The organism is Dickeya parazeae Ech586 (assembly GCF_000025065.1).
Lineage (GTDB): Bacteria > Pseudomonadota > Gammaproteobacteria > Enterobacterales > Enterobacteriaceae > Dickeya > Dickeya zeae.
The window spans coordinates 3,967,778-3,981,458 of the sequence record NC_013592.1 but is presented as its reverse complement, the minus strand read 5'-3'; the positions used below and the strand labels follow the sequence as shown (position 1 = coordinate 3,981,458).

The following is a 13,681-nucleotide window of genomic DNA, read 5'->3' as shown; positions in this document are numbered from 1 at the left end:
CATCAGGCATAGAGCGCGTAACCGTGCAGCGCAATCAGCCGTGCGCCGTCCAGTGCATCGCCGTCAGGGGGTGACAGCCGCTGTTGCCAGCTTTCCGTCAGCCAGGGACGAATATGCAACCCGATGCTACCCATCAGCGACAGGCGCGGCAGGTCATGGGTCGCCACGGCGGCCAGCAGCCCTTCCACCTCGCGGGCGGTCTGTTGCAGCAGGTTGATTGATAGCGCATCGCCCTGACGGGCGCAGTCAAACACCGGCCGGGCAAAACGGGCGTAGTCGCCCGGCCTGGCTTGATTCAGCCAGGTCGCTGCGTCCGCGTCGTTATCAAACGGCAGCGTCTGTTGCTGACTTAACGCCGATGGCGTAGCCCAGCCTTGTCTGACACCCCACAGGTGTTGCAGGGCCGCAAGCCCGAGACGCGCGCCGCTACCCTGATCGGAAATCGGAAATTCATGGCCGCCGTAGGCGGTGATGGTGCGTTGATGCCAGGCCAAACCGCAAGAGCCGGTACCGGCGATCACGACCCCGGCGTCGTTCCCCCGGTTCACCGCCAGACAGGCACCCAGCGCATCGGTATTGAGCACCTGTGCAGCATCAGGAGAAGGCAGTGCCAGAAACGCCTGATAAGCGCGGCGATGTTCGGCACCGGCCAGCGCCAGGCCGACGTGTAAACGCGCGCGATCCTGCGACGGTAGTCCGCTGTGCTCCAGCGCCTGCAACAACGCGTCATCCACCGCGTGACGTACCGTTTCCACGCCCAGTAACAGATTGGCGCGACCGCCGACACCCTGTCCGAGCGGCGTGCCGTCAGCCCGATAAATGCGCGCCCGACAACCGGTGCCGCCGCCGTCAACACCGGCATAAAGTGCTTCCCCGGTATAAGGTGTGGCGGTCATGAACGGGCCTCCTGAGTCAGGTAAGGCAGACACGCCGACGCCAGCGCACCGCTAAAGCAGAGCTGTTCCGGCGCGTGTTTCGCGATGTCTGGCATACGCAGCAGCAGCGCCAGCTCGTGGGCGCAGCGTTGTAACAACGCCTCAGCCAGCGGGTCGGTAGAGTGGGCGAGGATATCGGCCGCCAGCGTGGCGTAATCACTGGCCTGGGCCTGCTTTGACCACTCGACGACCTGCTCAATCTGGTGATTGAAACGGGCAAACAAGGTACTGACCAGCGGAGTGAGCGGTGTCATACCCTCGACGGCTTGCAGCATGGCTTGTACGCCCCACAGCCCGAGCCGCGCCTGACTGGCCGGGTCGCCCACGGGAAACAGGTTGCCGCCATAGTGCTGCAGCCGCCCCTGCCGCCAGCATAGCAGCCGGGTGAAGGTGCCGGTGACAACCAGAAAACGGTCTTCATCCGGCCACCGTTGCTGGCAGAACGTGTATTCCGTCTGCCAGTCAAACGGGACGTCGCCATTGAGCGGCAACGGAACCAGTGGATGTGTCATACCGTTACTGTGCTTTCTGTTGCTGCCGGTTGGCGGCAATAGTCTGGTTAAGCCGTTTCACGTCGTTTTCCGTCAGGCGTAGATACTCGTCGTAGGAAACCTGATTGTTCAGGTACTGCGTAAAGCGGGTCAGGATAATCGGATACAGTTCATTGCCGCCCAGACTTTCCATTTTTTCCCAGTCGAAGACATAAGCCGGGATGTTGGCGATTTCGGCACGAGCGGTGTTCAGGCCGTCGATCACGTGCTGATCCTTGGTCTGATAGTGCAGATCGGGAATATCAGCGCCGACGATAATATTAAAGCGCTCGGCGATTTCACGCTGAATGGCATCGCTGCCCAGCCACTCCATGAATTCCGCCACTTCTTTCGGATGCTTGCTGGTTTTGAACGGCATAATAAAGGTGGCACCGCCCATTGAAATGCATTTTTCCTTGCAGGGGGCGGGCAGCATTTTCCAGTCGAAACCGTTGCCGATTTGCTTGCTGAACTGGTTTAACTGCCAGTTGCCGGAGAAATAGGTGACGATGTTGCCGTTCACAAAGTCGTCCGCCATGCTCTTGTATTGGCCACCGCCTGCCGCTCCCCACATCTCACGCGGGAAAATCCCTTCGTCTGACCAGCGTTTCAGGTCTTTGATCCACGCCTGTGCGGCTGCGTCGGGGAAGTTAATCAGGCCATCTTTGTCGTAACGGGTACCGTAGGAATACGCCGGTCCGGAGAAACGAAAGCCGCTGCGGTCGATGGTAAAAGGAATGGTGACACCGGTTTTGGCTGCGACCTGTTTTGAGGCCTGCATCAGTTGTTCCATGGTGTAACCCGGTTGCGGCAGTGGCACACCGGCTTGCTGGAACAGCGTCACGTTAACGAACGGTAAGTCGGCCGTCCAGGAGGCGACAAAACCCGGCAGGGCGTTGTCTTTGTGCACCCCTTTGATACGCATGATTTTTTCAATACCAGCACCGTAGCGTTTTTCAAATCCGGCCGGGTCAGCCAGATAAGGGCGCAGGTCGAGGGTGTAGGAGAGCAGGCCCATCTGGGTGGTTTTGGCGATGTCCGGCCCCAGACCGGCGGCCAGTTGCATCGGCAACTGGGTTTGCAGCGCGTTATAGCCGGTGCTGACAAAATTCACGTCAATATGATCGTTATGTTGTGAAAACGTCTTCACCTTCTGTTCCATGAAATGGACCAGTTCCGGGTCGTCGTCGCTGTATAAAAAAGTAATCTGTGTTTTTTCAGCGAAGGCATGGCTGCTGGCAATGGCACCCAGCGTCATGAAGGAAAATAACAGTGCGTGCTGGTAGCGATTCATCATTCTCTCCCACCCATTATAAATAGCTGACCCGTCATGGGTCAGGTTGCAGGTGCATTGGCATTATTGGCCGATGATTCCAGGTATATTTCGACGACCCTAGAGCGTGAATGCAAATTTGCATGAATAAGCCATTCAGCGGCTAATCATGAACAAAAATGGTGTTCTTTTCTGTGAGGCATATTAAATATATTTCGATAGTACGCTGAGTCAACGTCTTTTTGCGATAAGAATCGCATATTGTTCACGCGATAATTTACTCTATAATGCAAAAATACGATGTTAAGTGCAAATTGCCTAATTATGCAAATTTGCATTAATTGCGTGCTTATACTGAGCCGGGTAGTAAAAACGTGTCGTAAACTGGCAGTGGAAAATAGCACTGCGCCAAATAACGGCAGCGGGGCGCACAGTAATAGTGCAAATAACCACAACAGTGCAAATAAATACCTTCAGGTATTTCTGGGTTATTAGTTTTTTCTTATTGAGTAATACGTTTTCGCTATTTCATTTATACCTTTGTGCGGTAACAAGGAATCGCCATGAATATCGGTTGGGTGTTAAAGAAAAATAGTGTGATTAACCGGTTTATGATTACCGAGCTGGAGGAGAGTGATTATCCTGCAGAACCGGATACGTTACCGGATAATGTTAACTATCGTTTTATTAATGGCTTTGTCGATGTCGGCGTATTGCCTTGTCGGGTGCGTTTTCTGCGGGAAACGGCCCCCCGTGCGGTCAGCCTGCCGGAGTCACTGCGTTTTCACGCGCTGTGGAGCGGTGGCGATGACAGCCAGTCTGTCAATTTCAGCGATTTCTGGCCGTGCCCCGCCCATGTGCAACGCTTCGCCCGTTGCTATGTGCATAGCGATAGCCTGCAATCGGCACCTTTCCAGCTGTCTACCTGCGGTGGCGTGACCGTATGGCTCAATGGCCAGCAGATTTGCCGTTTCACACCGTTTAGCCGTAACACCGAGCAGCAATGCGAACTGACGCTGCCCTTGCAATTGGGGCTGAATACGCTGGTGGTGCATGCCGAAGAACTGTGTGAGCGTGATACCGACTACCTGTTTAGCCTGCGCTATGTCGGTGAAAGGCCGCTGCGCTGGCAGGTTGCGCCGGATGCCGCCTGTAGCGAACGCATGTGGGCGTTGGATCGCTGGCTCAACAGTCTGTCGCTGGTCGATAACCTGACCGACGGTGATGTGCTGACCCTGCGTACCGACATACCGCTGCCGGAAACGGTGGAACTGCACCACCATCTGCTGTGCAACGTCAACGAATCGGTGCCTCCCTGGCAGCAGCAGTCAACACTGGCGGCGGGGAATACTGGCTGGCAGGTGACACTGCCGGATGGGCTGGTGGGGTATTACGATGTGGTATGCCGTGTCGTGTGCCACGGCATCACCCTGACGCGCAGCCTGAGCTTTGGCCGTTTGCCGACACAAACGATGTCGATGCACACCACGCCCGCGCTGTCGACACTGGCGGCCAGACGCGATCACCTGTTACGCCACATCGCCTTGCACGGTTTCGAGCGCATCGGTCGGGTGCTGGCCGCTTTTGCCACGGGCGAAGGGACGGACCAGATCATGCCTGCGCTCAATCAGGCGCTGCATAAAATCAGCCGCCGGGAAGACTGTGCCGATTTTCAACTGGTGCCGCTTATCTGGCTGTGGCAACGCTATCAGGGCCAGCGACTGGCGGCCCATGACTGGCGGCGCGTGCGCAGCGCGATTCTGGGCTTTCGTTACTGGATAGACGAACCGGGCAACGACACCATGTGGTTTTGGAGCGAAAACCACTGTCTGTGTTTCCATGTCGCGCAATATCTGGCCGGGCAAAACTTTCCTGATGCGGTGTTCGTGTGCAGCGGCCGTCGGGGGCGCGAACAGCAGGCTATCGCCCGTCAGCGACTGGACAAATGGTTTGACGCCATTCTGGAACACGGGCTGGTGGAGTGGAACTCCGCGGCGTATTACCCCATTGATCTGATTGGGCTGGTGGCATTAGCCGAACTGGCCAGCGATGACAGCCTGCGCACCCGCGCCCGCACAGTGGTTGACCGTATTATGCTGATGACCGCCTGGGTACACCAAAACGGTGTGGCGGTCGGCACCATGGGGCGGGCTTACGATAAAGAGCTGCGCTCAGGCATGCTGACCGAGTTGTCCGGGTTGTGTGCGCTGGTCTGGGGCGAAGGGTGGCTGATTCCGCATTGTGCGGCGCTGCCGCTGTTGTGCCTGAGCCAGTACCAACCGCCCGATGAAACGTACGCTATCGCCCAGTGGCAGTCACCGCAGGGCGCGCAGGCGCGCTGGGTGCAGGGGCTGAACCGCAGTGCCCGCGTCATTGCCTGGAAACAGCCGGATGTGGCGTTTTCTTCCGTGTTTGATCACCACCCCGGCCAGCCGGGGCATCAGCAGCATGTGCTGGATATTCGTCTGGGTCGTCATTACGCCGCCCGACTGTGGGTTAACCATCCCGGTGAAGATCGCCCCGATGGGGTGCACCGACCGTCGTACTGGGCGGGGAATGGCCGCCTGCCGCACGTGATGCAGCATCGCAATCGCGCCTGGATGATTTTCGACTTACAGCAGGATCTCCGCCGCTGGACCCACCTTTACCTGCCGCGCACCGCACTGGACGACGTGGTGGTGGAGTCGCACTGGTGCTTTGTGCGTGGTGGTAACGGCTACGCGGCGCTGCATAACCCGGCGGGGCTACAGACCCATACGCCGGATGGCGGGCAGCCGGATAGTGAACTGCGCGCCGTGGGTGAGCGCAACGTCTGGTACATCGCGGTGGACAGCGGCCAGGGCGCGGCGGATTTTCAGGCGTTTATCGACCGTTTCCGCCACCGTCAGGCGCAATGGGCGGATGACGGCAGTGTCGCGTTTGATGACCCGGAATACGGCCTGATGCACTGGCATCCCGCACAGGGTTTTACAGTTAATCATCATCCTTTCATCTTTCCCGACACGGTGTCGGTAATGCCTGAGCGTACCGAGGAGGATCGGTAACATGACAATACAATCAATCAACAGATCCGCTGGCAGTCAGCCGATCGATGCGCTGCTGGACAAGGTCGCACTGGCGTTCTGTCGCCTGAAGGCTATCAACAGCGTGACCGATGGCGCACCTACCGGCGATACGCTGACCATCCAGTTTGAAGAATGGGACTGGGAGGTGGGCGTCGGGCTGTATGGATTTTGGAAGCTGGCGCGCCAGCGGCAGGATACCGCCATGCTGGCGGCGCTCGAACAGTGGTATGAGCAAAAATTACAGGCCGGGTTGCCGCCACGGCAAATCAACTCCACGGCACCGATGCTGGTGCTGGCGTTGCTGTGTCGTGATAACCCCAAACCGCACTGGCTGGCAGCGGTGGAAGAGTGGGCCGACTGGCTGCTGCATTCCTTGCCGAAAACCGAAGACGGTGGTTTCCAGCACACGGTGAAAGAACGCCCCAATACCGGACAACTGTGGGATGACACGTTGTTCATGGCCGGGCTGTTTCTGGTGGTCAGCGCTGGGGTGCTCAAACGTCGTGAACTGCTGGAAGAAGCGGAATACCAACTGCTGACCCACGCCCGCTATCTGGCGGATGCCACCACCGGATTGTGGTACCACGGCTGGACGTTTTTGGGCCGCCATCATTACGCCGGGGCATTCTGGGGGCGTGGCAACGCCTGGGTCACGCTGGTGCTGCCGGAGATGTGCTGGTTGACGGATTCGCCATTATCGGCACCGGTACGCCGCACGCTGGAGGCGATCCTCACCCAGCAGACCCGTGCGCTGGCGCTCTGTCAGCACCAGTCCGGATTATGGCACACGCTGCTCAACGATCCAGACTCACCGCTGGAAACCTCCGCCAGCGCTGGTTTCATCGCCGGGATCCTGACCGCGCGTCAGCTTGGCATGCTGACAGACTTCCCGCAGGAGGTGCTGGATAACGGGCTGGCGGCGGTGATGGCGCAAATCGATGAGCAGGGTGTGGTGCAAGGGGTGTCAGACGGCACTGCGATGGGCCATGACCTGCAGTTTTATCGTGATATCCCCAATGTCGCGGTGCCTTACGGGCAGGCGCTGGCCATGCTGATGCTGCTGGCGCAGCGACATTCTGTTTGAAAAACAGAACTGGGTTTGAAAACAGAAACAGGTTGAGGAAACGGTGATGGCGAGTCTGGAACTGAAGAACGTCCATAAAAGCTATGGATCAATACAGATTATCAAAGGCGTGGACCTGACGATCCGCGACGGGGAATTCATGGTATTCGTCGGGCCGTCCGGTTGCGGCAAATCCACGCTATTACGGATGATCGCCGGTCTGGAGCCCATCACCGACGGCGATCTGTGGATTGGCGATCGCAGGGTTAACGATCTCAGCCCGGCGGAGCGGAAAATCGCGATGGTATTCCAGTCTTACGCACTGTACCCGCATCTGTCGGTGCGCAAGAACCTGGCGTTCGGGCTGGAAAACCTGCATTTCCCGAAAGATGAAATCGAGCGGCGCATTGAAGAGGCCGCCCGCATGCTTGGGCTGGAGCCGTATCTGGACCGCAAACCACGGGCGCTGTCCGGCGGGCAACAGCAGCGTGTCGCTATCGGCCGCGCCATTGTGCGTGACCCCGACCTGTTCCTGTTTGACGAACCCTTGTCCAACCTTGACGCCAAACTGCGGGTGCAAACCCGTGGCGAATTGACCCGACTGCACCAGAAGCTGCGCACCACCATGATCTACGTCACCCATGATCAGGTTGAGGCGATGACCATGGCGCAGCGCATCGTGGTGCTCAATGGCGGACGTATCGAACAGGTGGGGACGCCGCTGGAGCTGTTCAATCGGCCGAGAAACAAGTTTGTGGCGGGTTTTATCGGTTCGCCGCGCATGAATATGTTCCGCGCCACCATCAGCAGCGCCTCGGATGACGGCGTGGAGGTTCGCTGTCCCTCCGGCACGCTGTTGCGCCTGCCGTTTCGTGGCGAAGAGGGAAAAACGGTGGATCTGGGCATTCGGCCGTCGCATTGCCAACTGGTGAGCGAGCATGACGAGGGGGTGTCGTTGTGCATCGACCGCTGCGAAATGATGGGGCATGAAACCTTCATCTATGGCCGCTGCGCCGGTATTGAAGATGAGATCATCGTGCACCTGCCGGGGCATCACGAATTCCGTACGGCGGAACTGGTGTTTGTCCGCTTCCCAGAGGCCTATTGCCATCTGTTTGACGCCGAGAGTGGCCAGACACTGCCGCGTTTGACTGAACAACTCGCCTGATTGCAGGAGACAACCATGAACCGAAAATCGCTGATTCAGCCCGGCTCATCGCTGGTGGATACCCTGGTCACACCGGTGGAAAAGTCCGTCAACCTGCTGCAAAAATTCGGTGGCCGCCGGGTGATGCCGTGGTTTTTTATCGCACCGAACATGCTGCTGTTCGCCGTGTTCGTGTTTATTCCGATCCTGCTGGCGGTGTGCTACGCCTTCACCGGGGGGACCAATATCCTGCTGTGGGACCGGCCCTACGTCGGGTTGCAGAACTTTTCCACCCTGTTGAGCTGTGAGCAATATACAGTGCCGTCGACCTGCGAGCAGGACTTGTTCTGGACCGGCATTTACAACACGGTGTCGTTCACCTTTTTTAACGTGACCTGCACGCTCGGCGTGGCGCTGGTCACCGCGCTGATCCTCAATCGCAAGATCATCGCCCGTGGCTTTTTCCGTGCCATTTTCTTCTATCCGGTGTTGCTGTCACCGGTGGTGGTGGGGCTGGTGTGGCAGTGGTTTTTGAACCGTAACGGGTTGCTGAATCTGGTGTTGTCGTCACTGGGCGGCCAGCCGGTCACCTTTTTGCTGGAACCATCGCTGGCGCGGTTTTGGGTGGTGTTCGTGTCGGTGTGGTTTCATGTTGGCTTTTATACCCTGATTCTGCTGGCCGGGTTGCAGGCGATCCCTCGGGATATCTATGAAGCGGCGGCGGTGGACGGCACCTCACGCTGGCGCGGTTTCTATATTCTGACGTTACCGTTGCTGGCACCCAACATTCTGGTGGTGGTGATCCTGCTGACCATCAACAGCGTGCAGATTTTCGATGAGGCCTGGGTGCTGACCAACGGCGGCGGGCCAGGGACGGCCAACAACTTTATTGTGCAGTACATCTATCAGACCGCGTTTTCGTCTAATGCGTCACTGTATGGGCTGGCATCGGCGGCTTCGGTGTTGATGGGGCTGGTGCTGATGATCCTGACGGCGTTGCAGTTTCTGCTCACCCGCCGTCTGGAAGGCAAAAAATAACCGGGAGTCAGCGGCATGAAGATCATCTCGTTTCTTACCCGTACCCGTTATCCGGGGCGGATTCACATCACCGATATCATGAGCTGGGTGTGGTTGGTGGTCGGTACGTTGTTGGTGTTGATTCCGGTGATGTGGGCGGCGATGTCATCGCTGAAAACACCGGCGGAAATCAACCGTTTCCCGCCCAGTTTTCTGCCGGAGGCCGCCAGTACCGTTACGCTGCCAGACTACCCGAAACCACTGGAGCTGTGGCAGGCGAAGCAGGACGATGGCAGTAGCAAAACGCTGGCGATGGTACGGCGTATCGGTTTGCTGGCACAAATGGTGGACCCGAAAGCACCGCAAGAGGTGGTGCGGGTACCGGTGCAGAACCTGACACCGCAGAAAACCCTGCATCTGGAAACCGATAACTACACCACGCCGTTGTCGAAATTCCACTTCGCCACCTACCTGAAAAACACCGTGTTCGTGACGGTGATGGCAACGCTGCTGACGCTGCTGCTCAGTTCAATGGCGGCCTTCGCGCTGGCGAAATACGAGTTTCGTGGGCGTGGCACGGTATTAACGCTCTTTTTGTCCACCATGATGATCCCGCTGTCAGTGGTAATGGTACCGACCTTTCTGGTGGTGATCGGCCTGCGGATGGGCGATAACCTGTGGGGGGTGATCATCCCGACGATCGCCACGCCTACCGGGGTGTTCCTGCTGCGCCAGTACATGCTGACGATCCCGGATGAGCTGATCGAAGCGGCGCGTATCGACGCCGCCAGTGAATTTCGCATCTACTGGAAGATCATTTTGCCGCTGACCGCACCCGCGCTGGCGGTGCTGGCGATCTTCTCGGTGATCTGGCGCTGGAACGACTTCCTGTGGCCGCTGATTGTGCTGTCCAGCCAGGACAATTTTACGCTGCAAATCGGTCTGAATGCGTTTCAGGGGCAGTTCTCGGTGCAGTGGCACTATATTCTGGCGATGACGATGCTCTCGCTGTTGCCGGTGACGGCGGTGTTTGTGTTCCTGCAAAAATACATCACCACCGGTATTGCCAACACAGGAATGAAATAAATGACGACGCTCAAGGATATTGCCGAGCGCGCGGGCGTCTCGATCAGTACGGTGTCACGGGTGCTGAACGGGACCGCGCCCATTAGCGCCAGCGTGCGCCAGCAGATTATGGCGATTGCCACCGAACAAGGGTATCCGCTGCATAAGACGGGTAAAACGCTCGTGGCTCCAGACCCGCTACGCCATATTATGCTGGCTACACCGCGTAATCTAATGCTGGAAAGCGATATCAATCTGGTGTCGCTGACGTTAATCAACCGGCTAAAAACCCTGTGCCAGCAGCGCAACATCCAACTGAGTCCGTTTGTCGGCGAACCGGATAGCATCAACGAGCAACAACTGTTGCAGGCGCTGCGGGCTGGCAAGGCTAACGCAATCCTGATCGTCAATGACGACCACCCCACCTTGCTGAACGCGGTGGCGGAAAGTGGCGTACCGGCGGTACTGATCAACGGTGAAGACCCGACCATGCGGCTTAACACCGTGATGCCCGCGAACTACTATGCGGCGACGCAGGCGGTGCGCTATCTGATAGCTCAAGGACATCGCCGCATCCTGCACCTGACCTGGCCTTCACGCCAGACTATCCGCGAGCGCGAGCGTGGTTATCGCAGTGCGCTGGCGCAGGCTGACATCGCGCTGGATGAGCGCCTGATTCTGTCGCTGCCGGATTTTCAGCCATTGACTGCCCGTGACGCGCTGCTCGACTGGCTGGTGCGCCATCCAGACAGACTGGGCGTGACCGCTATCTTCTGCGCTGCCGACAATCAGGCCATCGGTGTGACCGATGCACTCAGCCAGCACGGCCTGCGGGTACCGCAGGATATCTCGGTGATGGGGATGGACGACATCCTGCCGCTCGACATGCTGCCGCTGTCGCTCACCACGGTGCACCTGCCATTTGAAGAGATGGCGCGTGCGGCGCTGCACCTGCTGACCCAACAACTGCTGCCCACACAGGCCCTTGGCATCGCCCAGCGCATCGAGCTGGCCGGTCACCTGGTTATCAGGGAGTCGGTGCGGGGGGTGACGTTGTAGGCCTGTCGTTATGCCTGTGTGGCCGTTTCTCTTTGGCGCGGGGCTGCTGGCATCACGGATTTCGATCCCGCCGGTTTTTCCGCACGCGTTGCAGCGTGGCGATGGCGACCACCACGGCGGCGAACAGCAGCAGGATCACGGTTTGGTATTGCTGCCAGTACGGATCCGCGACCAGCGCCAGCATTAGCGTTGCGGCAAACAGCACCACAAACCCCGCAAACCACAGTGATTCGGTCACCTTACGCACCGGGAACAGCCACAGGCTGACGACCCCGGTGATGACAATTCCCCAAAAGGTGATCAGCAGAATCAGACGCAGGACCCAGCGGTTAGGGCAGACAATGTCGATAACGGCATTGGCGACGGCCGCTATCTGCGCCAGCGGCGCGGGCAGGATGGTGCTGGGGTAATACGTGTGGCTGATGAGCTGCTGGCTGGTGTCGTTAAGCGGCAGCGGCCAGTAAGCCGCACTGAGGAAGTTCCAGCTACTGTAATGCACCAGTTCGGTCAGCTCCGTCGTTTGCTGGCGGTTGGTGTCGGTAATCAGGATAGGCACCATCTTGCGGTACAGGTCGGCAATACCGTCCTGTGGCTGCTGGCTTAATGCGTAGCGCAGATCGTTCAGTTGGTCGCGTGCCCGGCGCGGTTCGCTGACCCCATCGGGCGGATCCGATTGCAGGATAAACCGATCAACATACGGCAGCAGTTCACGCAGGTTATCCAGCGTATAGAACCCCTGTCGCTTCAACAGCAACTCCACCGGCACGATCAGGTTGATGGCGTAATGGGGCGGTGGGGTGAAGTGATGTCTGGTGGGGGTAAGCGCGTTGCGCAGCGCCTGTACAAAGCGAATAAAAGTCTGTTGACCGGCGCGGGTGGTCAGCCGCGTCAGGTCGATGTCCAGCGTGACGCCATCCGCCATGGTGTCGATGGTACCCAGACCCAGTGTCAGCCAGGGTTTCGCTCCATTAATCCAGTCCTCCAGTGGCGTTTGCACACTGGCGCTCAGGCGGGCAATCACCGAGGGGGTGAACAGGCTGACCAGCGTTGCCGATGGCAGTTTTCGTGGCGTGGAGACCACCAGGTCGACATTTGTGCGATAACGATGCGCCAGTCGGATAAAGTTGGAATACGGTTTGTTTTTCCGCCAGTTGGGTGGCAACACCAGTTGTGGTTCGCGTCCCCCCGGCAGGAGGGCGGCAGAGAAATACCCGATGCGGTCCAACTGGCGGAAATTCAGGCTTTGCCCTTCCGCCAGCGGTTGCCAGTAAGGATAAAAGCCGTAGAACGTGGCGTCATCGCCGTTAATGTTCGGGGCGCTGTCTTCACATCCGCAATCCGCCGATGCCCGCCACACCATCGGCGGCAGGGTGGCTGACGGCGCGCCGTCTTTGCGGGCTATCTCAATAATGTGCTGCCAGCTCTGGCGAGTGAGGCGGCCAAGCCCGGCCAGCTTCATCGCGACCGTCAGTTGGTAACGGTCGGCAAACGGTATGTTTTTCAGTGTTGCCAGTTGCGTCAGGGCATCCTTATCGACCGATACCAGGTTGAGATCGAGATAAGCCAGCTCCAGTGCATTCTGGTTGAGCGAGTAAGCCATCACCGTATTGGCATCGCTGGGTTGTGGCGTATCTGACGGGAGAGCTGGCGGGGTATCCGCGCTGTCGTCGCTGGCCTGCGCGCCAGGTGGCGTACCTTCGGGGGAGGTGGCAACAGGGGGCGTCTGAGCGCTGCCAGCGTTGACCGGTACGGCGTCGACAATTTGCCGCAAAATCTGCTCTTCATTACCGTGTAATTGACGGATTAACGGGCGTACCGCGTTGTTTAATTCTACCGGGCTGGTGAACTGGTGGCCTGTCAGTGCGTCCAGTTGACTCTGAATGGCGTTGCGTTCTGCCAGTTTACGCAGGTCGTCTTCTGTCAGCGCGTAGTACTCCACGGGTGCGACCTCCGTAGACGGTGTGCTCATTGCCTCCACCTGCGCGCTAAGAAACTCGATGGTTTTCTGCGTCGGCCACTGCAACAGCTCCGGCGCGCTCATCCGGCTGCGCCAGTAAGGAAACAGTTGATCCAACTCGGACACTTTAGCCAGCGACACCAGCAACGCCTCGACGAAGGTGTTGCGATTCGGCGCAGGCGTGATGTCGAATTCGCCACAAAACGTCGCCAGCCATTTGCGGGTTTTGGGGCCGAACACCCCATCGGCAAGGTAGTCCCCCGGCTGATGATAATCGCGCTGATAGTCGTCATTATCGTGGTAGATAATCGCCAGTTTATCCTGCGTGATGTGGGTAAACCGTCGGCTGTCCATCCGTTCCAGCACCTGAAGGCATTGGGCATAGGTGGGCGTGGCAGTGGGCGTGTCTGCTGGCAGAGACGACACCGCCTCCGGCTGTGCGGCAGAGGCCATCGGCGTGAGCGGTAATGCCAGTACACACAGGCAGGCCACTAACCCCAGCAAGACGCGCTGTGGTACGGGTATGGCACGATGCACGATAAAACGGTGAATCCTCATGACGGTGGTTTA

Annotated in this window: 10 protein-coding genes; 6 read left to right on the top strand and 4 right to left on the bottom strand. The window is 58.4% G+C overall.

Annotation, left to right across the window (positions count from 1 at the left end):
* Nucleotides 1–2: 2 nt before the first annotated feature.
* The 3 genes from DD586_RS17320 to DD586_RS17310 are packed head-to-tail and all read right to left on the bottom strand — an operon-like array spanning nt 3 to nt 2,759.
* Complete coding sequence (locus DD586_RS17320; RefSeq protein ID WP_012886114.1) at nt 3–896, bottom strand: BadF/BadG/BcrA/BcrD ATPase family protein; 894 nt, start codon at nt 894–896, stop codon at nt 3–5.
* A complete protein-coding gene (locus tag DD586_RS17315) occupies nt 893–1,447 on the bottom strand; it encodes a glucosamine kinase (RefSeq protein ID WP_012886113.1) in 555 nt (184 codons plus the stop codon). The genes DD586_RS17320 and DD586_RS17315 overlap by 4 nt, the downstream gene beginning before the upstream one ends.
* A gap of 4 nt (nt 1,448–1,451) precedes the next feature.
* Entirely contained in the window at nt 1,452–2,759 is a 1,308-nt protein-coding gene (locus DD586_RS17310) for an ABC transporter substrate-binding protein (protein ID WP_012886112.1), read from the bottom strand.
* 542 nt (nt 2,760–3,301) lie between these two features.
* Between DD586_RS17310 and DD586_RS17305 the strand changes: the two genes are divergently transcribed.
* From DD586_RS17305 to DD586_RS17280, 6 genes are read left to right on the top strand one after another with little or no spacing between them, the layout of a single operon-like run.
* Nucleotides 3,302–5,782, top strand: a complete 2,481-nt coding sequence (locus DD586_RS17305) for a hypothetical protein (RefSeq protein ID WP_012886111.1) — start codon at nt 3,302–3,304, stop codon at nt 5,780–5,782.
* A gap of 1 nt (nt 5,783) precedes the next feature.
* Nucleotides 5,784–6,887, top strand: a complete 1,104-nt coding sequence (gene bglB / locus DD586_RS17300; protein WP_012886110.1) for a beta-galactosidase BglB — start codon at nt 5,784–5,786, stop codon at nt 6,885–6,887.
* 46 nt (nt 6,888–6,933) lie between these two features.
* Nucleotides 6,934–8,034, top strand: a complete 1,101-nt coding sequence (locus DD586_RS17295) for an ABC transporter ATP-binding protein (RefSeq protein WP_012886109.1) — start codon at nt 6,934–6,936, stop codon at nt 8,032–8,034.
* A gap of 15 nt (nt 8,035–8,049) precedes the next feature.
* Nucleotides 8,050–9,051: a carbohydrate ABC transporter permease gene (locus DD586_RS17290; protein ID WP_012886108.1), complete on the top strand. Its 1,002-nt coding sequence runs from the start codon at nt 8,050–8,052 to the stop codon at nt 9,049–9,051.
* 15 nt (nt 9,052–9,066) lie between these two features.
* On the top strand, nt 9,067–10,116 hold the full coding sequence (locus DD586_RS17285) for a carbohydrate ABC transporter permease (protein ID WP_012886107.1): 1,050 nt from the start codon (nt 9,067–9,069) through the stop codon (nt 10,114–10,116).
* Complete coding sequence (locus DD586_RS17280; RefSeq protein WP_012886106.1) at nt 10,117–11,154, top strand: LacI family DNA-binding transcriptional regulator; 1,038 nt, start codon at nt 10,117–10,119, stop codon at nt 11,152–11,154.
* A gap of 52 nt (nt 11,155–11,206) precedes the next feature.
* Here DD586_RS17280 and DD586_RS17275 read toward each other — a convergent pair whose 3' ends face one another.
* Nucleotides 11,207–13,669, bottom strand: coding sequence for a hypothetical protein (locus DD586_RS17275; protein ID WP_012886105.1), 2,463 nt, complete (start codon nt 13,667–13,669; stop codon nt 11,207–11,209).
* Nucleotides 13,670–13,681 lie beyond the last annotated feature (12 nt).